Annotated in this window: 19 protein-coding genes; all 19 read right to left on the bottom strand. The window is 68.4% G+C overall.

Annotation, left to right across the window (positions count from 1 at the left end):
• Window positions 1–278: 278 nt before the first annotated feature.
• Complete coding sequence (locus ACIP67_RS40245; protein WP_401698932.1) at window positions 279–575, bottom strand: hypothetical protein; 297 nt, start codon at window positions 573–575, stop codon at window positions 279–281.
• An 18-nt stretch (window positions 576–593) separates the two neighbouring features.
• Window positions 594–1550: a hypothetical protein gene (locus ACIP67_RS40250; protein WP_401698934.1), complete on the bottom strand. Its 957-nt coding sequence runs from the start codon at window positions 1548–1550 to the stop codon at window positions 594–596.
• Between the two features lie 11 nt (window positions 1551–1561).
• Window positions 1562–1759, bottom strand: a complete 198-nt coding sequence (locus ACIP67_RS40255) for a hypothetical protein (protein ID WP_401698937.1) — start codon at window positions 1757–1759, stop codon at window positions 1562–1564.
• A gap of 9 nt (window positions 1760–1768) precedes the next feature.
• A complete protein-coding gene (locus ACIP67_RS40260) occupies window positions 1769–2326 on the bottom strand; it encodes a hypothetical protein (protein ID WP_401698940.1) in 558 nt (185 codons plus the stop codon).
• A 9-nt stretch (window positions 2327–2335) separates the two neighbouring features.
• Window positions 2336–5203 (bottom strand): hypothetical protein, encoded by a 2868-nt coding sequence (locus ACIP67_RS40265; protein ID WP_401698942.1) that lies wholly within the window; start codon window positions 5201–5203, stop codon window positions 2336–2338.
• Window positions 5204–5206: 3 nt separating this feature from the next.
• Complete coding sequence (locus ACIP67_RS40270) at window positions 5207–5716, bottom strand: hypothetical protein (RefSeq protein WP_401698944.1); 510 nt, start codon at window positions 5714–5716, stop codon at window positions 5207–5209.
• A 12-nt stretch (window positions 5717–5728) separates the two neighbouring features.
• Window positions 5729–9679: a phage tail protein gene (locus ACIP67_RS40275; protein ID WP_401698946.1), complete on the bottom strand. Its 3951-nt coding sequence runs from the start codon at window positions 9677–9679 to the stop codon at window positions 5729–5731.
• A gap of 126 nt (window positions 9680–9805) precedes the next feature.
• Window positions 9806–10252 carry a hypothetical protein gene (locus tag ACIP67_RS40280; RefSeq protein ID WP_401698948.1) on the bottom strand — a complete coding sequence of 149 codons (447 nt, stop codon included), beginning with the start codon at window positions 10250–10252 and terminating at the stop codon, window positions 9806–9808.
• Between the two features lie 11 nt (window positions 10253–10263).
• Complete coding sequence (locus ACIP67_RS40285) at window positions 10264–10671, bottom strand: hypothetical protein (RefSeq protein ID WP_401698951.1); 408 nt, start codon at window positions 10669–10671, stop codon at window positions 10264–10266.
• A gap of 6 nt (window positions 10672–10677) precedes the next feature.
• A complete protein-coding gene (locus ACIP67_RS40290; protein WP_401698953.1) occupies window positions 10678–11124 on the bottom strand; it encodes a hypothetical protein in 447 nt (148 codons plus the stop codon).
• Entirely contained in the window at window positions 11124–11879 is a 756-nt protein-coding gene (locus ACIP67_RS40295) for a hypothetical protein (RefSeq protein WP_401698956.1), read from the bottom strand. The genes ACIP67_RS40290 and ACIP67_RS40295 overlap by 1 nt, the downstream gene beginning before the upstream one ends.
• The gene (locus ACIP67_RS40300; RefSeq protein WP_401698958.1) at window positions 11880–12338 is read right to left on the bottom strand and encodes a hypothetical protein; all 459 of its coding nucleotides are present in this window, start codon (window positions 12336–12338) and stop codon (window positions 11880–11882) included.
• 3 nt (window positions 12339–12341) lie between these two features.
• On the bottom strand, window positions 12342–12728 hold the full coding sequence (locus ACIP67_RS40305; RefSeq protein ID WP_401698961.1) for a hypothetical protein: 387 nt from the start codon (window positions 12726–12728) through the stop codon (window positions 12342–12344).
• Entirely contained in the window at window positions 12725–14110 is a 1386-nt protein-coding gene (locus tag ACIP67_RS40310; protein ID WP_401698964.1) for a hypothetical protein, read from the bottom strand. The genes ACIP67_RS40305 and ACIP67_RS40310 overlap by 4 nt, the downstream gene beginning before the upstream one ends.
• Complete coding sequence (locus tag ACIP67_RS40315; RefSeq protein ID WP_401698966.1) at window positions 14107–14793, bottom strand: hypothetical protein; 687 nt, start codon at window positions 14791–14793, stop codon at window positions 14107–14109. The genes ACIP67_RS40310 and ACIP67_RS40315 overlap by 4 nt, the downstream gene beginning before the upstream one ends.
• Window positions 14794–14829: 36 nt before the next feature.
• Complete coding sequence (locus ACIP67_RS40320; RefSeq protein ID WP_401698969.1) at window positions 14830–15030, bottom strand: hypothetical protein; 201 nt, start codon at window positions 15028–15030, stop codon at window positions 14830–14832.
• Between the two features lie 30 nt (window positions 15031–15060).
• Complete coding sequence (locus ACIP67_RS40325) at window positions 15061–15333, bottom strand: hypothetical protein (RefSeq protein WP_401698972.1); 273 nt, start codon at window positions 15331–15333, stop codon at window positions 15061–15063.
• Between the two features lie 143 nt (window positions 15334–15476).
• The gene (locus tag ACIP67_RS40330; protein ID WP_401698974.1) at window positions 15477–15992 is read right to left on the bottom strand and encodes a hypothetical protein; all 516 of its coding nucleotides are present in this window, start codon (window positions 15990–15992) and stop codon (window positions 15477–15479) included.
• A gap of 27 nt (window positions 15993–16019) precedes the next feature.
• Window positions 16020–17378: a phage major capsid protein gene (locus ACIP67_RS40335; RefSeq protein ID WP_401698976.1), complete on the bottom strand. Its 1359-nt coding sequence runs from the start codon at window positions 17376–17378 to the stop codon at window positions 16020–16022.
• Window positions 17379–17383 lie beyond the last annotated feature (5 nt).

Consider the following 17383-nt stretch of genomic DNA (forward strand, 5'->3'; position numbering starts at 1 on the left):
CCCACAACGCAGGCGGCGCCGACGCGATCACAAACCCCAGCCCGTCCCGCGCAAACGGCAGCCACGCCGACACGAACGTCCCCACCCCCGCCAGCACCCACACCCACGCCCAGCAGTGCAGCGGCGCCACCCCAGTGAGGAGACTCGGGCCGCCAGTGGCCGGGGGCTCGACGATCAGACTCACGCCCCAGCACACCTTGCCGATCCCCATGAACAACAGAAACGGGCCGCGGCGCCCCAGCCGGCCGCTGAACCAGCCTGCTACCGCGGCCCGCACCTCAGGCTGCCTTCGTCGACGTGGCCCGCTCGATCCCCGGCGCGATCCCGCTGGGCTTCCACACCGTGTAGTAGGAGGTGCCGATCGCGACCGCGGCGAGCAGCATGCACGTCACCACCGGCTTCCCGTCGAAGTCGCCGTTGAAGTAGGCGGTGCCCAGGCCGACGAGGGCGGCCACGGCCAGCATCAGCAGTCCGCGGACTGCACTCGACCATCTGGGCTGGTTGACGATCGCGATCACCGGGGGGAGAACGAAGCCGAGGCCGGCGGCCCACAGCTGGGCGTCTGTCGGGTTCATGAGGGTGTCCTTTCTTGTTCAGGCGGCGAGGCGGTCGGCGAGGATCTCGGCGACCTTGGCGGCGATGGCGTCGGCGAGGCCCGGGGAGGCGGCGACTTTGGTGGCGAGGGCGGCCAGCTGCGCGTCGGACAGCTCGACCTTGCCGAGGCCCTCCACCTTCGACGCGAGGGACTTCAGGTCCGCGTTGGTGCCGCGCAGGAAGCCGTAGGCGTCGAGCGTGACCCCGGTGCCCTTGTACTGCCAGGGGGCGACCTTCTGAGTGGAGACCAGCTTGTCGACGCTCGTCGCGATCGCGGCGAGCTGCTTGGCCTGGGCGTCGGTGAATGCCACGTCGGGGTCCTCCTCGGGGGAATAGCTGATGCCCTTCGCCAGGGCGATGAGCTGGTCGAAGTCGATGGCGCCCGGGTCGCCGTGGGTGTTCTCCGGGACGTGCTGGTGGCCGCAGATGCCCTTGAAGGCGTTCCACTGGGCGCCTGACATGCGGGTCGTCGTGGCGCCGTAGGACGCCGGGTAGGCCAGCCACGCCGACGGGCCGGTCAGCGGGACGCCGTGCTGCGCGTGAGCCCATGCCAGGAAGTCGGCGAGGTCCCGCAGGGCCCAGCCGGGCGCCTCGGGCCAGTAGATGTGCGCGTAGCCCGACTTGGTCCACTTGGCGTGGGTGTCCGGGTCGCACGTGCCGGTCAGCTCCACCTGCACGACGTTCAGCGTGTTGGTCTGCACGCCCCCGGCCAGGTTCACCAGCGCGCGGGAGGAGCGGTCGATGTCGAAGTGCTGGTACCACTTCAGCCTCTTGGCCGCGAGGTCGGGCACCGCGGTCAGGTTGGGCGCGCTCGCACCGCCCCCGTAGTCGGGGAGGTTGGTGCCCTCCGTGGTGTGCAGGACGACGACGTTGACCTCCATCACGTCGCCGCCGAACCGGTTCTGGTAGAAGTACGCGGTCGACGCGCCCGGGTACTTCTGCGGGCCTGTGGCCATGAGTTCTCCTCTCAGACGTACGTGGTGACGTACTCGTTCTTCTGGGCGATCGTCGACGTCACCCCAGGGACAGTCATCAGATACGCCTTGATCGCATTGACGACGTCCACCTCATCCACCACGACGTCGTCCTGGTCGATGCCGTCGAGATGAACCGCCAGCACAGTCGAGCCACCCGACTTCCTGCCAGAGATCAGATACGTGGCCATGCCGCCTCCTCAGGCGATCCGCTGGAACCGAAGCCAGCTGTCCGTGTAAACCGTCGTCGCTGTCGCACTCGACGCAGCCTGCGCCCAGTCCAGCGACACCGTGCCCGCAGTCGTCGACATGCGGACCGTGCCCGTGAAGATGATTCCGTTCTGGTTGCTCGTGCTGATAGCACCGAACGTGCGGGCAGCGTTGATATCGAGCGACTCGGTACGCACCATGTAGCCCTGCGCGCTGGCCGTGTTGGTCGTCAGCGCGGGCGCAGAGGTAGAGCTGATGACGCTGTTGCCGGCGCCCATCGGCATCACCTCGCCGAGCGCGCCGGACGGGACGGTGAGCTGCAGGCTGATGTCGGCAGCGTTGTCGCCGTCGTACTTGATCCACCCGTCGAAGATGTAGACAGCGCTGGCGGCCGCATCGAACGCCAGATGGGGGTCCGCAGTCCTGGACGTGGTCGCCGCTCGCGGCGTGTCGGCGGTCTTGCGGACGGTCTGCGGCAGCATGCTCCGCAGCAGGGTGGCGGTGAGCCGCTGGCCTCCCGCGAGCGCGGGATAGGACTCGGCTGCCATGCTGCCTCCTTACAGGGCGATGTGGGTCGGGTAGGCGAGGGACACCGGGGTGCCCGCGCTGTGAGCCTTGGTGACGCCGTTGACGGAGCGGGTCACCGTCAGGGCCTGCGGGTTGATGACGGCGAGGTCGTCATAGCGGACCTGCACGTTTACGTTCGTGTTGGCGGGCGCGGAGATGGACCGGACACCGACGAAGGACGGCGTGGTGATCGCCGTGTCGGTGACCTCGACATGCCACTCCGGCGGCTCCGCCGACGACGCCAGCCAGACTTTCGCCTTGAGGCTCGTGCCGCGGATCTGGAACCGTACACGCACGTAAGTGCCTGCCACGTGCGTGATGGCGGACGTGTACGAGCCGAGGGTCGTCGCCGTCCCGGACGCCCGCCGGTGGATGTCGAGGAGGACGGCGTTGGCCGTCGTGAACTCCACCCGCGCGTGGTACAGCATGTCAGAGTTGACGTAGCGGCCGAGCAGCCCACCGTAGATCGATCCGCCGGTCGCCGTCGCGGAGGTCGTGATGCTGCCGTAGTAGTCCAAGTCCGGGTACGTCAGGTCGATGAAGCCCCGACGGGAGATGTCCACCGACGTCAGGACGTGCACGCCTGCGCTGCCGTTGACGGAAAAATCGGTGCTGACGGTGCCGCCGACGGAGCCCCACACCTGGCCGCTGTCCGTCGTTCCCCAGTCGCCCGAGACGCTCCTCGTGAACGAGTCCCCCAGCCAGGCAGCGACGCCCGTCACCCGCACGACCTCGCCGCCCAGCCTGACATCGAACGGCCAATCAGCAGAGTCTGTCGTCCACAGTGACACCTCGCCCGTGGACGGTACGACCATCAGCTGTGTGTCCTCGGAGTCGATCTCCTCGTACAGTTCGGTGTCGATGTCGATCCGCGTCTCCTGCGCATCGAGGACGCCGATGTGGCTGTACGGGGATGCAGGGCGGCAGATGAACGACAGCCGATGCTCGAAATGCGTGATGCTCTCTTCGCGGCCGAGGATGAGCTGGTCGACGGTGTCAGGGGGCAGCCACGCGCCGGGCATGTTGGTGATCTGCACGCGGTCGCCGAGGCGGAGCGCGAGGATCGCCCGACGCATCTCCGGCGTGATCGACGAGTGTGCGAGGTCCACGCTGATCTTCGGGTAGCGGGCCTCGTCCACCGTGCCCAGGTGGACGCGCCATGCCGAATGGTCGCGCAGCGTGGCCGAGTCTGTGGCGGAGAGGTTGAGGGTCAGACCGCTCGTCTCTCCGTACGTGCCTATGCGGTCGATGCCCAGCGGGCCTTCCGTCTCCTCGTATGACTGGGAGACGCCGTTCACGGTCACCGTGATCCGATTTTGGATGTACCGGTCGTCCTCTACGGGGACGGGCACCTCAGACAGGTTGTAGCCCGCGTAGTCGAGGATCAGCGCCGGGTCCTGGTTGTACAGCGACGCCCGTGTCCGATACCCCAGACCGCGCTCCGCCGTCTCGTACAGGAAACCGCCATCGGCGAGCGCACACTCCTGCACGAGCGCCAGCAGATTCGCCTTGCCCTGCGGACCCATCGCGACCGTGTCGTCGAGGTCGCCGATCCATTCGAACGGGATGCCGTCCTCGCCGCACAGACGTTGGATCCGCCGGCCTGCGGCCTCGCCCGTCGGCTGGATCGCCCTCCCGAGATCGGTGATGTCGGTGATCGTGGTCTGCACCAGCACGTGCCCGACCGCTGCGTCCGCCACGCCGGCGCTGCCAGCGAGTGTTTCGGGGGCCATTGACACCGAGGTCACGCGCGTGACGCTGGTGGCGACGAGGCCGACCGTGGTGGAGTCCGTCACCCCCGACTCGATGTCCAGGACTCGCAGCGTCACCGACAGGGCGCTGCCGTTGTTGGAGACCTCCAGCGATACTCGCAGGAGGCGGCCGCGGAGGTCGAGGCTGGTCGAGGAGGTGCCGGACGTGGCGAGGTCGTTCTCGTCGCCGTCCTTGAGGAGGATCGTCAGTGTCCCGCGGTTGCCGAAGGAGCCGATGCCGCCGGGTGGGTCGTTGTAGTGGACGTCGAGGTAGGCGAGGTTGTAGGCGCCCAAGTCGACCGCGATGCGAGAGATGACGTCCAGGTCGGAGAACCCGGCGGCGGGCACGGCGAGGAGGTAGCGCAGCTGGTACTGGGTCACCGTGCTGATGTCGTATTTTGCGACGCCGCCGGTGAGGGAGGCGCCGGTGAGGGTGGGGAGTGGATCAGAAGCGCCGAACCCGTCGTAGGCGGCGAGAGCGGGGTTGCCCGTCCACGTCATGCCCGACCCGTTGGTGAGCGCCGACCGCAGTTCGACCGACCCTGACGGGTCTTCGCATGGCCAGTACGCCACCAGCCCTGTCAGCGGCGGATCGGTGATCGCGTTGTAGAGCACGGACCGCTCCGGCGCCGGCCCCTGTGCGAGGCGCTGCAGGATGCCGTTGACGGAGACGTCGGTCCATACGTCGTTGCCGCTGCTGTCCCAGTTGGGTGCCCATTCGGAGACCTCGCCCCAGATGCGGTAGGACTTGCCGCCGTTGCCGTCCGGCACCGAGATCCGGATGGGGGTGTTGCGGCCGATCTGCCCGTACCAGACACCCGACGGGTTGCGGGGTGTGAACCGGCCGTCCGGGTTCTTCAGCTGCAGTTCTGCGGTCGCGGCCTGCGTCTCCGATCCCTCGCCGCCCCGGATCCCGTAGGAGATGGTGATGCGGCCGGAGTTGTCGCGGACCAGGTCGTAGTCGGTGATGTCGACCCACTCGCCTGCCACGAGCAGCTCCACCTGTACCGGCTCGCCGTTGGATGCCTCCCCGGACGACCTGAGCGGGCCGGGGAGGTTGGCGAGGCGGCGCCGGACGGCGGCGACGAGAGGGGCGACGGCGGGCATCGGTCAGCCCACCTCCTGGAACACCACGTAGCAGCGCAGGTCGACCGCCGTGGTCGGAGTGGTCGCCCGCACGCGCAGGAATCGGCTGACGGCGACGATGGGGCGGGCGTCCGGCATCCACTGCCGCACATACGACAGACCCGACTCCCCCGACACAGAGCTGAGAGACACGGTGTCGAACACCCGCGACGCCGTCGTCGACCCCTCGGCGCTCGCGGTGTACCCGGTCGCCGACGTTCCCAGCGTCAGCAGCGACGCCGCCCCGTTCGGGTCCAGGTTCGGAACACCTGCGGCCACGTGCGCTGTCACCGTCGCCGCCACGTCCGTCTGCAGCAGCTCGATCACGCCGTCCGCGCCCGGCGGGTCGTCCGACGACCACCCCCACTCCAGCAGCTGAATCTGCCGTGTGCTGGGCGTGGCCAACTGCAGCATGGTCTTGATGGCCGTGCCCGTCGTCACCGACTGCTGGGCAGCCGTCGTCGGCGCCGGCCCGTTCCACACGATGTACGGCACTGCGTTCTCTCCCTATCTGCCACGCGTCGGCTTGAGCGTGGCGTCGATCGAGCCGATGGCCCTGACCTGCTTGCGGCCGGTGTCGAGCCACAGCTCGCCGAACTCCCGGTCGGCGATCTTCACTTGGATTACGATCGGCGTACTGTCACCGCCGGCATCCGTGGCAGCGGCAGCCGGGGCAGGCGCGCCGCGGGGGGCGGTGAGCATCGACGCCCACGGCGCCGCCTGCGCGAGCTTCCGCCGCGAATCCGGGCCCGACCACACGCGGGACCCGACGGGCAGGTCGAGGAGCTCCGGCTCGTGCTCGCCCACCCATGTCAGACCACCGCGGATACCGCCTGACGCAGCAGCCCCGACGATGCCGCCCGCGGCTTTCTTCCCGACCGCTTTCACGACGGACCGGTTCAACGCCTTCGTCAGGTCGGACATCGCCTTCTCCAGCTTGTCCTGCGACTTCTGGAGCTTCGAGACGGTAGCCGTCTGGTTCTTGATGGCCACCGCGTACACGGAGTCGGCGGTGGTCTGCCCGGCTGCCTTCGCCGCCGACGCGATCTGCGACTGCAGCGCGTTGACGGAGGTGATCTCCGACGACGATGCGCTGAGCAGCGCGCCCGCAGTGTTGAGGCCGCCGCCGTCGATGCCCGCCTCGGCGATCTGCTGGATGAGATCCGCGCGCAGCCCCTTCGACTGCAGGCCCTTGAGGGCGGACGCGAACGCCGTCGCCTTGTCCCTGTTCGCGGTGAGGCTGCCCATGATCGAGGACACCGTCACCGGCCCATCGGAGGTGGCTCCGCGAGTGATGCCGGCGGCGGAAAGGATGTTGTTCTTGACGGAGTCCTTCAGCTGTGATGCCGCGGTTTTGAGGTCGTTCAGCCGGTCCTTGGCGCTCTCCAGCGCCTTGTTGACGCTGATCAGAGACTTCTCGTGGGCGGTGAGCTTCTTCGCGACCGAGTCCAGCGTGCGCAGCAGCCGCTTCTCTGCGTCGCCCGAAGTCTGCGACTTGATCCGGGCGCGGACCTCGGAGACCGTCGACGTCAGCTCGGCCACGTCCCCCGGCTGGCTGAGGCCCTTCAGCTGCGACTTCGTCAAGCCGCCCTTCGCATAGCCGGCAACCTTCAGACGGCCCGAGTTGAGCGCGTCGAGGAACCTCACCCCGTACTTCTGCACGGCGGCCGCACGCACCACGTACTCGGTGTTCGAGATCCGGGCCATCGCCCCCGAGGCCATGAAGGCGAGGATGCTGTCGCTTGTGCCGCTCCCCGGGCCCTGTACGTAGCCGCCCGTGGGGAACGCCTGCACATCCCCACCTGAGGCGTACCGGGGCACGGGACCGCCAGTCGCCAGACGGCCCGAGGCACCCATGAACGTCGCCCCGTCCGACCGTTTGGCGCCCGAATAGGAGTAGTGGACGTTGACGTACGTGTTCGCGACGTCGCCGTTCAGGGACGCGATCGCACCGGACACGTTCTGGATACCGGACAGAGCGCCGCCGGTCGCCGCCGTGACGGTGACGCTGCCGTCCTTCAGGTGCGTGACCTTGTATCCGAACGCCTCCAAGACCTTCTCCGCCGCGCCGGACAGGGTCTTCAGCGTCACGCTCTTGGCGCCAGGTGTCGCCTTGATCGCTGCGTTGAACGCCTCGATCCCGCGCTGAGCGTCCTCGCGGATCATGTTCAGCTGCGTGGTCTTCTCGTCCGGGATGTTGAGGATTGACTCAGCGAGCTGGGTGGCCTGCTCCTTGTTCAGCCCCATGGCCTGCGCGGTCTCGATGAGCTTCGTCCGGCCGCGGGTGTAGATCCCGTTGACGGTCTCCCACGACGAGCCCGACTCCCGCGCCGACGCGGCAGCCTCCTCCGTTTTTGCCGCGAGGTCGTTGAGGGCGCTGGCGGCGTTGCGGGCCTTCTCCGAGTTGAGGTTGAGCTGCCCGCCCGTCATCGACAGGGCGCCCGCGTTCTCGGAAGCGGCCTTCGCCGCGGCGTCGATGGCCGCTTCGAAGCCGATCATTCCGCCCAGGCCCTGGCGGTTGACGTCGTTGAGGGCCTGAATGCTCTGCCGCAGGCCGTCCGCGGACTGCTTCTGGGCGTCCAGCTTGGACTGCACCGCCAGCGCCTGCTCCCCGAACAAGCCCATGGACTGCGCCGCCAGTTGCTGCTCGAACGCCTGGTCTGCGAGCGCGGCCTTGTAGTCGTCCAACTGGCTGGAGACTTCTTTGCTGGTGAAGCCCTGCTTCTTCAACGACGTGCTGATGTTCTCCAGCGCAGCCGCAGCGAGATCCGCCTGCCCGTTCTTGACGAGGTTCGCGAGTGCCTGGTCGAGGCCGTCGAGGTTCTCCTTCGCGTCCTTCACCGGGGTGGAGTCGGTGCCGAAGAAGCTCATGATGGACTGCTGGACCTGGTCCAGGCCCTTCGGATCCGTCACCTTCTGCAGGCTGTCCGCCAGCCCTGACAGGTCGTCGCCGAAGACCCGCGCCGCCTCACCGGTCGCTTTTCCGGTCTGCGCGAAGGAGCGCAGCGACGTCGTCATCTTGTCGATGTCCGGCGGAGCCTTCTTCCCCATCTCCGACAGCGACGACAGCGCCACCACGAGGATGCCGATCCCGGAGCTGATCAGCGCGACCTTCGCCGCCCGAGACAGCGTCCCGAACGCCGCCGCGAGCCCCGACAGCCCGCCGCCGGCCGCTGTCGACGCAGCCGACATCGCTGCCAGAGACGTGCCGAAGCTGGCGAGCGCACCACCTGCGCCGCCGAGGCCCATAGCGGCCAGCTTGACGGCCTTGAACACGACGACGAACTGCAGCAGGTTGCCGAGTACCTCGGTGGGGATGGCGTTGACGAGCTTGGCGAAGCCGTTGACGACGGTGAGGATGCTGACGCCGACTTCCGACGTGGATGCCACCAGGTGTGTCAGCGCCCGGCCCAGGTTCGACAGGGTCTCCCCGACCTGCGGGCCCACGTCACGGACGTACGCCAAAAACTCCGTGAACTGCGAACTCCCGGCACCTTCCGACATGGTGCGCATGAACCGCACCAGCGCGTCATTCGCCCGCGACAACGCCCCAGTAGCGAACGACGAGAACGACTCCATGAACTGGGAGAAGCCGCCGCTGTTCACCCCGCCGGCAAGAATCGTCATGAACCGGTCCAGCTCCGCCGAGGCGCCCTTCACCGCCGGCGTGAGCTTCGGCAGCAGCGCCCCCGCCGTCGCCAGCCCCTTGGTGAAGACGGGCATCGTGTCCCCGGCCAACGACTTCGACCACGCCTGGTACTGGTCTTTCAGTACCGTGAGCGCGCTGGCCGCCTGGCGGGTTGCCGGGGCCATGTCCTTCACCTGGTCCAGGTACAGGCGTTCGGCCTGCGCCGCTTCCTTTGATGCGGGGCCGTGTTTCTTGACCGCGTCGTCGTACTTCTTCTGAGCGTCCGAGGCGTCGTTCACTGCCGACACTTGGCCTGCGATGGCCAGTCCGAACACCCCCACCGCGACACCTGCCGCAGTCAGGCTTGCGGCGATCGGCACGGCTGAGGCGGCGATGGGCACCAGGGCGGGGGACAGCATGAGGGCGGCCTTGCGGAGGCCGTTCATGCCGTTGCTGGCGCCGTCCATACGGATGGTGCCGACACGTCCGCCCAGGCCTCCCATGGTGGTGGTGAGGCGGCGCATGCTGTCGTCGAGGTCGTCCGTGTCACGGCGCAGCGTGCGGGCCCGGTTCGACATGGTGTCGAGGCGGCCGTCTGCGTTACGGGCCGCCGTGTTCAAGGACCGCAGCGCGCGGGCCGCATCCTGCGCGGCGTCCTTCAGCCCCCTCAGCGCCAGAGTTGCCGCAGTTGCCCGCGCGGTGAGCGCGGTCAGGCTCTGCCCGGAGTCCCGGGCCTCGTCGCGGAGCCTGCGGAGGGAGTTGTTGACGGCCGTGAGCCCGGACGCGGTCTGGTTGGCGACCCGGACCCTGATTTCGATGTCGTTACCCAAGACCGTCCCCTCCCTCCATGTGTTCGGGTGTGCCGAGTCGTTCGATCGCGATCAGTTCAAGAAGCTCGGAGTCCTCCGCGAGCAGCGCGCTGGGCAGGCAGTGGAAGCGGTCGCAGAGGCCGAGGATCAGGCGGGCACGCTCGAAAGCGGCTGGGGGTCCGACAGTGCTTCCATCGGCACGGACTCCACCAGGGACGGCCCGCCAGAGGGCGAGCTCTGCGGCAAAGGGTCGGCGTCGTCCACCTTGCCGCCGAGGCGCTCCATCCACTCCGTGGCGAGGGCGAGGGCGAGGTCGTTGTCGATGGAGAAGAGACCGTCACGGGTGCACGGCACGGGCGTGCCGTCCTCGCCCTCCAGGTTCCACGACACGAGCGCGTCGGCGAACTCCTCCAACTGCTGGACGATGCCGGCACGCTCGTCGGCGTCCTCCGCCTCGCTGTAGCCCATGAGGCGGAGGTACTCGGCGAGGTTCTTGCCTCGCGCATAGGCGACGGGGTGCTCCGTGTCCTGGCCGTACACCTTGTGGTTCTTGAGGGAGACCTCGATGCGGCGGGTTGTCTTGCGGTAGCCCATGGGTGCTCCTGTCAGGCCCAGGTCGGGACGGTGCCGTCGGCGAGGGAGCCGGGGGCGGACCAGGTGAGTTCGCCGCTGTCGGCGCGGGTGAGCTGGTAGTCGGAGAACAGGGCCTCGAAGGCGAGGGTGACTCCGTTGACGGTCTGGGTGACGGTGCGGGCCACCGAGGTGGAGGGCACGGTCTTGAAGACGTCGTGGGACTGGTTGGAGGCCGCGTTGAAGACGCCGTTCAGCGTCACGGAAGCGTCGGCGAGGAGCAGCAGCCGCTCGTTCGCCGACTTGTCGACACCGGTGATGTCCTGCACTCCGCGCGGAGTGGACATCTGCCAGTTTGTGATGTCGTTCTTGATCGCCCGAGCGGTGCCGGCGGAGTCGTCCACCGACAGCGTGGTCTGGCCGAGACCTGAAGCCTTCGCCATGTCAGATCACCCTTTCTCGATTTCGTCTGCGAGCTTCTGCTGGTGCTCAGCGAAGTCCTCGACCCAGTTCTCCGGCCGCTGGTGCAGCCGGGCTCTCGTGCCGCGCGGATTCCCGCGGTGGTCGCCGTCGCGCACGACGTACAGCGGCGCCCGGTCCATCCGTGTCCGGTGCTCGCGCGCCTTGAAGCACGCCTGGCCGGCCTCGAACACCAGCCACGTCTCGCCCGCGGCTACGGGCTGCTCGGTGTACCTGCGGCCGGAGTTGCGGGCCGCGTGCAGTAGGTCCGGGGTGAGGGATTCGACGCGGACCCGCCAGCCGTGCAGGTAGTGCGGGCAGTCGACTTCGGCGCACGTCGCGGGCCGGAAGTGCGAGGTGAGCGGGGAGACGATCGCGTACGTCTTGTACGCGTCGGGGGCCATCTTCGGCTCCCACCGGAACGGCTGGACGGCCATCAGAACGTCACCCCCGCGTTCTCGTTCTTGATCACGTTGACGGCGAAGGCCAGGCTGGTGAAGCCACCCGTCGTGGTGGTCACCGCCCGCACGTAGCGGCGGATCGTGGCCGTGTTCCCCAGAGCGATGCGCTCGGCGAGCGGCGCGCCACCAGTGATCTGTGTGAAAGCGAAGCCCGTGACGTCGGCGAACGTGGCGTTGTCCGCCGAGTCCTGGATCTTCACCGTGACGTCCGTACCCGAGAAGCTGAACACCTGCAGATACGCCTGCCCGCCGAAGCTCGCGCTGGCGGCGGTGTCGATGCCCGTGCCGTCCGTCGCCGCCGTGTCGGTGCGCACCCCCGCGGTGAGCTGTCGCCCCCACTCGATGCCGTAGCCGTTGGACTGGGCGGACACCCCAAAGGTGAGCATGCCGTCGTCGCCGCGCGTCGGGTCGTAGTTGGCCTGCTTCGCCACCAGCGACGCCGCCGGGTCACCGAGGACCGTGCCGCGGCAGTAGGTGAGGATGACGTCGGTGCGGGGCAGCGCGCTGAGCTTCTCGTGGGTCGCGCCGGTGACGGCCACGCTGTTGAAGAACGTGGTCATCTCGATCTGCCCGCTGCGCAGCCCGCCCTGCCGCTCGTAGGCGCTTTTGCTGATCGGCGTCATGTTCAGCAGCGCCGGGCCGCCGCCGATGGTGCCGAGCTGCTGGATATCGCCGCTCGCGTCGAAGCCCTGGATGTACAGGTTGTCGCCCAACCCGCCTGTCTTGGCCACCTATGCCACCTCTTCCCAAAGATCGTTGACTACGACAGGCAGCGAGATCGTCATCACCCGGAAATGCACGCCGTCCTGCTGCAGGTAGCCCGCGCGGATGTCCAGCGGCTGCCCGTAGGCGCCAAGCAAGTCGACGTGGCGGACGAGGCCCCCGAGGGTGAAGTCGCCGGTGTAGGCGGCGCACAGGTCATCAACGGCGGCGATCATGTCGGGGTCTATCGCGTCCGCCGGCTCCTGCACCGCACTCGTGAACACGCGCACGTTCAGGACGAGGAGCACCGACAGCGAGTCCAGCCCGGAACCACGTACAGGGGTCACGCGCTCCGACCACACCGCGGCGGTGAGGCCGCCTGTGGAGGGCGCGTTCTTCGGCTCGTGCCCGTTCACCGTTTCGAACCGGCCGGACGCCATGGCGTGGGAGACGACGGCGTTCGTGATGCCGAGGATGTCGAGGGCCACTGGTCAGCCTCCCATCTCGGGCAGGTGCCGCCGGACAGTGATCTCGGCGATCTGCGGGCCGCGCGCCGCTACAGCCTGCTTGGCCTTGCGCCAGTGCCCGTAGCCGCGGAAGCGGGTCATGGGCGCGTTGCGGGAGCCGACGCCTTCCAGCCACGGCCCGTAGACGACGCCCTGGTCGTGGACGAGGGACACCTCGCCGCTGACTCGGGTGGTGGTGATGCGGGTCTCGTAGTACGGGGTGCGCGTCTTGAACGAGGCGCTGGTGCCCATGAGGACACGCTCCTCGGCGAAAGCGGCCACGTCGTCGCGGGCGTCGTCACAGGCCCGGTCCATGGCGCGTGCGGCCCGGCCGTCGAAAAGCGGGCCGCGGAACTGGATGGTGATGCTCATACGCTCCTCATCCGTCCCTTCCGGCCGCACACCTTGTAGGTGTCCTCGCGGCGCTTCGCCAGCGCGTTCACGTCCCGCGCACGCTCCGACGAGCCGCCCTCACCGGTGCGCAGGGCCCGCGAGTAGCCGGCCGCCTCATTGGTGAGGGTGTTGATGGCTTCGGCGATGACCAGTTGCCGGACCGGGCCCGGCGGGTCCCAGCGCACCACCGTGCTCGCGTCCGAGTGGACAGTCGCGGTGGTGCCGAGCGCGCCGCGGGTCACGGTGAGCCGTCGGGGGGCGTAGATGTCGGCGCCGGCGGTGTGGGCGGCAAGGACGGTGCCGTCCCAGCCGCGTTTGACGATGAGCTGGTTGCCTGCGATGTCGTCGATGCGCATGCGTTCGGCGTCGATGAGGATGGTCTCGCCGACGGTGAAGAGGGTGCCGTCGGAGACGGCGACGGTGACGCTGTTGGCCTGCGCGGTCAGGTTCCCGCCGAGGTTTTGGCCGGTGTCGAGTTGGGTCCGCTCGGTGACGAGCATGCGCTCGGAGTCGACGCGGAGGATTGAACCGACGCCGAGGGCCGTTGAGGCGGCGCCGTTGACGTCGACGGCGGTCTCGGAGGCGTCGAGGGCCTCGGCGAGCGTGCCCACCGTGGTCTCCGTGTTGCGGTAGCCCCACAGGCCGCTGATGCTGATGGCTCGCTGGGAAGTGTCGCCGCTGGAGAAGGCGGCCGTGCTGTCGAGGTCGATCTCGACCCGGTTGAACGGTGGGCCGCTGTTCACCGGTTCGAGGAAGTAGTCGTCCGAGGAGATGGTCTCCCCGCCCGACGTCAGCGTCGTGACGGAGATGAGTTCCGTGTCGTTCAGGCGCAGCACCCACGGTGTTCCCCCCGGGCGTGACGGCCAGTCGAAGTAGCGGGTGGCCTGCACCGGGTAGAAGCGGCGGTGGCAGAGATCCTCGACGGTGCGGGAGGCGTCCTCCAGGGCGCGGGCGATCTGAGTGTTGTTGCGGGCGGTGCCCTTCACGTCGAGCGCGGTTTTCACGTCGTCGCGGGTGGCGTACCAGATGCCCTCAGGGCTGGTGTTGGTGGCGTCGGCGGCCGCGGGTGCGGTGACGGTGACGGTTTCGGCTGCGGTGACCGGGCTGCCGTCCTTGAGGCCGGACCAGGTGGCGAGGTATGCGCCCGGGGTGAGGGACGAAGACGGGGTCCAGGCGTAGCCGTAGGAGCCCATGCCGGGGTGCGTGACGCCGGACGTGGTGGCCGCGAGGGCGGTGGCTCCGGTGGCGATGGAGACGATGCTGATGCTGGGGGTGGCATCGAGGTCGGTGAGGGTGCCGCCCTCGAAGTCGTAGAACTGGGCGAGCAGTGCGACGGACTGGCCTGCGATCACGGTCGTCATGCGCTCGTCCCATCTGTGATGAGGTCGAGCGTGGCCAGAGCGGTGATCAGGCTGGCGAGCGCGGCGTTACCGTCGCGTGACCCGCTGACGGTCTGCTTGGCGACGGGGTCCGCGCCGTGGAAACCAAGCTTGTTCCCGGCGCCGTCGATGCTGTGGACGCGGGCGCCGAAGACATCCGCCTTGCACTGCAGCTCGGCAACCATGTGGATGGCCGCCGCCCCGTTCTCCCACCGCATGTACGTGCGCTGCGTGCCGGAGAAGTCAGCGGCGGGGAAGTTGCTGAAGTACCAGTCCGAGCCACCGAACTCGGTATCGAGTGCGCCTCCGCTGCTCCGGAACCTGTACGCCTTGGTTGGGGCGTCGTGGCTGTCGCGGATGAGGAAGTCGCCAGCGTCGGTGAGGTTGCCTGTGATGGTGACGGAGCCGTCATCTCCGACGATCACTGTGCAGTTCTGGAGAACCTTGCCGGTTGTGCCGTCAAACCGGGCGAGGGCGTTGTCTGTCGACGAAGCCGCGCCTGCCGCCTTGGCCGCCGCGACGGTATCGACGTAGCCCTTCGACGCTGCGGCGAGCGCCGTGTCCGGGGAGGAGTCGGGCAGCACGAGTTCGCCCGTCATGGTGTCGCCTGCGACGTCGACCTTGCGGGCGTCGCCGGTGGTCGACACGTAGCCGGTTGCGGTCATCTGCTCTCCTCCTCCCTCGAACTCGTTGTGGTGCTACTACTGCGCCTCGCGCGAGACCTCGATGAGGTTCGCGTTGTTGATCGCGTAGACGGCCTTGCCGTTCTCGTCCTTGAAGACCGTGAACTGGCCCTCCGTCTGGAAGTACGCCGCTGCCACGTCCTTGCTGAGCGGGTTGTGCTCCCGAGCGGCGTACATGACCTTGTAGTGGTTGAGAGTGGTGTTCGTGGTGGTGGCCATGGCCGCCTCCCCTTCGTGGTTGTAGTGCTGCTACTCGTCAGCGGCCTCGGTCGCCGACGTACCGTCCTCCGGGCCGCCATCCGCAGAACCCGCAGAAGAGCCCGCCGTCACCGCCCTGGCGGAGCGGCTCGCCGTCTTCCGGGCACGCTTCGGGGTCCCGCTGTCGCTCTGCTCGGGCTTCTTCAGCGGCTTCTCGGAGGATGTCTCGGAACTGCTCCCAGCTGATACGTCCTCACCGCCCTCGACCGGTGCGGACTCCTCGCCCGCAACGCTGGCCCCGCCATGGCGGGTGATCTTCGGCATGCTGTCCTCCTCGACGACCTGACTGGCATACACACCCAGCGCTGCTGCCGAACCCTCCTCGGCATGACGCTCCGACCCGCAGTGAGGGCACCGAGGCACCCCCACCGCGAACGCCGTGGAGCAGTCCAGACAGACCCACAGACTCACAGCGACGCCGCCAGCGCAGCCGGCGCCCGCTCCACCTTCAGGTCACGGCGGAGGTAGAGGATCGAGCCGAGCTGCGCGTTCGTACCGACGTCCGCCACGTCGAGAGACACGTGCGTGTAGCCGTCGGACAGCTGCGCCGCGTCGACCTCGATCACGATGATCTGCTGCGACTCCGCCGACGTGCCGGCCCCGCCCGGATCGGCGATCGTCGCCGCCGCCGTCTGCGTCACCTTGGTCCACTGCTCGGTGCCCGCCAGCGTGGTGGCCGACTTGAGGTAGTAGTGGTCGATGACCGCCAGGTTCGACGTCGTGCCGGCAGAACTGGCGGTGTGCTGCTTCAGCGTGACGGTCGGGTCGTCTCCGGCCGTGCCGGCGCCCTTGAACACGACGATGGTGAGACCGCCCGCGTCCTTCAGGGAGATGCGCTTGCCGGTGACGGCCGCGGTGGACAGGTCGACGGGGGCTGCGCCGATGCAGATGTCGACGAGGCGCCCCAGGGCTTCCATTGCCATGGCTGGTGTCCTTTCTGGTGCGCCGGGTCAGGCGGCGAGCTTGACGATCGGAGACAGGGTGGAGCCGCCGTTGGCGGGGGTGATCGCGGACTGCAGCCACGGACGGCCGTCGACGCGCTCGATGATCCGGAACGCGATCTCGTCGGTCTCGAAGTAGCGCTCCTCGGACTGGCGGGCCTGCATCGCCTGCCTGTCACCGATCAGGTAGAACCCGAAATCAACCAGGGACAGGTCGCCGGCCGAGCCGAGGGCCGGGACCTTCTCGGTGATGACGACGGGCCGTCCGAGGAGGGACATGGGCGGGGTGTCGATGGCCTGGCCGCCGGTCAGCCACAGAGGCGGGGAGGCGATGCCATCGGTGCCGCGCGTCATGGCGAGGGACGCGAGCTGCGGGATCGCGGAGGGGGAGGCGAGCCACACCGCGCGGGAGAGGGACTGGGGGAGCATCCGCGCGTACATGCCGATGACGTCCGCGAAGGTGATCTGCGACGAGGTCGCCCGGGTGACGGAGATGGCGGCGGCGCCGTTGAGGATGCCGAGGGGCTGGCCAACGCCGTTGCCGGTGAGGAACGCCGTGTCCTCGAAGAACGACAGGGCCTCGGGGAACAGCTGGTTGATGAACGCCGAGAAGGAGACGAGGCTGTCGTTCATCAGCTCGGACGGCACCTTGGCGAAGCCGGTGAGCTTGCGGGCCTCCAGGACGACACGTCCGAAACGCGCCTGCGACTCGGTGAGCTGGCCGCCCTCCTCGGTCCAGTAGCCGACGATGCCGCCGTACACGCTGTTGACGTTGGTGGTGGAGTCGATCGCCGGGAACGGCACCCGCAGCGTCTCCATCGGGATGACGCGGGCACGGGGGCGGACGACCGCGTTCTCCAGGGAGACGCGCAGCAGTTCGGAGCGCAGCGTCTCGGGGATGAGGTAGCCGCCGTCGGAGGGGATGTCGCTGCTGTAGTTCTTCAGCTGGGCGAGCTTCGCCGACATCTCCGGGGAGAGGTCGTCGCGGCGGGCGATCGCCCGGAAGAACTCGCCCGTGGAGTTGAACAGGCCATCGACCTTGGCGCCCTCAGCCGCCTTGTTGTACAGGCCGCGGCCCTGGAGCGAGGCGTCGGCAGCCGCGTACGGGTCGGGGGCAGCGGCGCGCACGTCCGGGCGCTTGATGTCCTCGGTGCCGTTCTCCCGCAGGAAGTTCGCGAAGCCCTGCTGGACGGCCTCGTCGACCTGCCGCTGCAGGTCGGTGCCGTCGCCCTGCTGGCCCTGAGCGTAGGAGTCGATGAACTCGGTCAGGGAGTCCTGCGACGCGAGGACTGCCTTGCGCTTCGCCGGGTCGGCGAGCATCTCCGCCAGCTCGGCGCTGTTGCGCGGGACGGTCGTAGTGGGTGCCACGTTGC

This window comes from Streptomyces sp. NPDC088812, from assembly GCF_044750285.1.
In the GTDB taxonomy this organism is placed as follows: Bacteria; Actinomycetota; Actinomycetes; order Streptomycetales; family Streptomycetaceae; genus Streptomyces.

Coding starts and splice junctions, on each gene's coding strand:
- ACIP67_RS40265 (WP_401698942.1), bottom strand. CDS start 5,203: ATGCCCGCCGTCGCCCCTCTCGTCGCCGCCGTCCGGCGCCGCCTCGCC.
- ACIP67_RS40245 (WP_401698932.1), bottom strand. CDS start 575: ATGAACCCGACAGACGCCCAGCTGTGGGCCGCCGGCCTCGGCTTCGTT.
- ACIP67_RS40250 (WP_401698934.1), bottom strand. CDS start 1,550: ATGGCCACAGGCCCGCAGAAGTACCCGGGCGCGTCGACCGCGTACTTC.
- ACIP67_RS40260 (WP_401698940.1), bottom strand. CDS start 2,326: ATGGCAGCCGAGTCCTATCCCGCGCTCGCGGGAGGCCAGCGGCTCACC.
- ACIP67_RS40255 (WP_401698937.1), bottom strand. CDS start 1,759: ATGGCCACGTATCTGATCTCTGGCAGGAAGTCGGGTGGCTCGACTGTG.
- ACIP67_RS40320 (WP_401698969.1), bottom strand. CDS start 15,030: ATGGCCACCACCACGAACACCACTCTCAACCACTACAAGGTCATGTAC.
- ACIP67_RS40280 (WP_401698948.1), bottom strand. CDS start 10,252: ATGGGCTACCGCAAGACAACCCGCCGCATCGAGGTCTCCCTCAAGAAC.
- ACIP67_RS40330 (WP_401698974.1), bottom strand. CDS start 15,992: ATGGCAATGGAAGCCCTGGGGCGCCTCGTCGACATCTGCATCGGCGCA.
- ACIP67_RS40285 (WP_401698951.1), bottom strand. CDS start 10,671: ATGGCGAAGGCTTCAGGTCTCGGCCAGACCACGCTGTCGGTGGACGAC.
- ACIP67_RS40305 (WP_401698961.1), bottom strand. CDS start 12,728: ATGAGCATCACCATCCAGTTCCGCGGCCCGCTTTTCGACGGCCGGGCC.
- ACIP67_RS40315 (WP_401698966.1), bottom strand. CDS start 14,793: ATGACCGCAACCGGCTACGTGTCGACCACCGGCGACGCCCGCAAGGTC.
- ACIP67_RS40290 (WP_401698953.1), bottom strand. CDS start 11,124: ATGGCCGTCCAGCCGTTCCGGTGGGAGCCGAAGATGGCCCCCGACGCG.
- ACIP67_RS40325 (WP_401698972.1), bottom strand. CDS start 15,333: ATGCCGAAGATCACCCGCCATGGCGGGGCCAGCGTTGCGGGCGAGGAG.
- ACIP67_RS40310 (WP_401698964.1), bottom strand. CDS start 14,110: ATGACGACCGTGATCGCAGGCCAGTCCGTCGCACTGCTCGCCCAGTTC.